This is a genomic window from Mesorhizobium sp. M5C.F.Ca.IN.020.32.2.1, assembly GCF_004023105.1.
Classification (GTDB): domain Bacteria; phylum Pseudomonadota; class Alphaproteobacteria; order Rhizobiales; family Rhizobiaceae; genus Mesorhizobium; species Mesorhizobium wenxiniae.
Window position 1 is genome coordinate 1 of record NZ_RZSX01000958.1, and the last position, 2,252, is coordinate 2,252.

The following is a 2,252-nucleotide window of genomic DNA, read 5'->3' on the forward strand; positions in this document are numbered from 1 at the left end:
AGTCATGCGCGAAGTGATACTGCCCGAAACCATCACCATCCAGGAACTGGCGCAGCGCATGTCCGAGCGCGCCGTCGATGTGGTCAAGTTCTTCATGAAACAGGGCCAGATCCTGAAGCCGGGCGACGTCATCGACGCCGACACGGCCGAACTGGTCGCCACCGAATTCGGCCACACGGTTCGCCGCGTCGCCGAGTCCGACATTGAGGAAGGCCTCTTCAATATCGCCGATCGTCCCGAAGATCTCGAGCCGCGTCCGCCGGTGGTGACCATCATGGGCCATGTCGACCACGGCAAGACGTCTCTGCTCGATGCCATCCGTAATGCAAATGTCGTGTCCGGCGAGGCCGGCGGCATCACCCAACATATCGGCGCCTATCAGGTCGAGAAGAACGGTCACAAGATCACCTTCATCGACACGCCCGGCCACGCCGCCTTCACGGCGATGCGCGCCCGCGGCGCTCAGGCTACAGACATCGCCATCCTTGTGGTGGCGGCCGACGATAGCGTGATGCCGCAGACGATCGAATCGATCAGCCATGCCAAGGCGGCCGGCGTTCCGATCATCGTGGCGATCAACAAGATCGACAAGCATGACGCCGACCCGCAGAAGGTGCGCTCGGAACTGCTGCGCCACGAAGTCTTCGTCGAATCGATGGGTGGCGAGGTGCTGGACGTCGAAGTGTCGGCGACCAAGGGCACCAATCTCGACAAGCTGCTCGAAGCGATCCTGCTGCAGGCCGAAATCCTCGACCTGAAGGCCAATCCGGACCGCACCGCCGAGGGCGTCGTCATCGAAGCCCAGCTTGACAAGGGCCGCGGCCCCGTCGCCACCGTGCTGGTCCAGACCGGCACGCTGATGCCCGGCGATATCCTCGTTGCCGGCAACGAATGGGGCCGGGTGCGCGCGCTGGTCAACGACCGCGGCGGGCAAATCAAGGAAGCGCCGCCGGCGATGCCGGTGGAGGTGCTCGGTCTGCAAGGAACCCCGCAGGCCGGCGACCGCTTCGCCGTGGTCAACAATGAAGCCCGCGCCCGCGAGATCACCGAATATCGCCAGCGTCTGGCGCGCGAGAAGGCGGTGGCCAAGCATGCCGGCCAGCGTGGTTCGCTCGAACAGATGATGTCGCAACTGCAGACGAGCGGGCTGAAGGAATTCCCGCTGGTCATCAAGGGCGACGTGCAGGGCTCGATCGAGGCGATCAACGCGGCGCTGGACAAGCTCGGCACCGACGAGGTGCGTGCGCGCATCGTCCATGCGGGCGCCGGCGGCATCACCGAAAGCGATGTGTCGCTGGCGGAAACCTCGGGTGCCGCAATCATCGGCTTCAACGTCCGCGCCAATGTGCAGGCGCGCGCGGCTGCCGCGGCGGCAGGCATCGAGATCCGCTACTACTCGATCATCTACAATCTCGTCGATGACGTGAAGGCGGCGCTGTCGGGCCTGCTGTCGCCGGAGCGTCGCGAGACCTTCATCGGCAATGCGGAGATCCTCGAGATCTTCGACATCACCAAGGTCGGCAAGATCGCCGGCTGCCGTGTCACCGAAGGCAAGGTCGAGCGCGGTGCGGGCGTTCGCCTGATCCGCGACAATGTCGTCATCCACGAAGGCACGCTGAAGACCCTGAAGCGCTTCAAGGACGAAGTGGCGGAGGTCCCGGGTGGCCAGGAATGCGGCATGGCCTTCCAGAACTACGAAGACATGCGCGTCGGCGACGTCATCGAGTGCTTCCGCGTCGAGATGGTGACCAGGACGCTCTGAGTTCGAGCGTCTTGAGTTGAGCATCTACTGAGACCGGGCGGTGGTCGAAAGGCTGCCGCCCAAAGCATATGAGACATGCGGCGCGGTCCCATCCCGTGCCTCACGATTTCAGGATAGAGAAAAATGCCCCGTTCAACCACGTCAGGTCCATCCCAGCGCATGCTGCGCGTCGGCGAACAAGTGCGCCACGCGCTGTCGGAAACCTTGCAGCGTGGCGAGATCCTCGATCCGTTGATCGAGCACGCTGTGGTTTCGGTCTCGGAAGTGCGCATGTCGCCCGATCTGAAGATAGCCACCGCCTTCGTCTCGCCGCTCGGCGCTGGCGATGCCGATGCGGTGGTCGAGGCGCTCAACAAGCACGCGAAATTCGTGCGCGGCCGCGTTTCCGGCGCGCTTCGGCAGATGAAGTACATGCCCGAGTTCCGCTTCCGGCTCGACACCAGCTACGACAATTTCCAGAAGATCAACGAATTGCTGCACTCGCCCGAAG

Annotated in this window: 2 protein-coding genes; both read left to right on the top strand. The window is 63.7% G+C overall.

Features of this window, described 5'->3' with window-relative positions:
- The coding region (gene infB, locus EOA86_RS31430; protein ID WP_128345163.1) for a translation initiation factor IF-2 at positions 1–1,762 on the top strand (1,762 nt) is incomplete at its 5' end.
- 123 nt (positions 1,763–1,885) lie between these two features.
- Positions 1,886–2,252 (top strand): 30S ribosome-binding factor RbfA (gene rbfA, locus EOA86_RS31435; protein WP_128345165.1); only part of this gene is annotated, 367 nt, incomplete at its 3' end.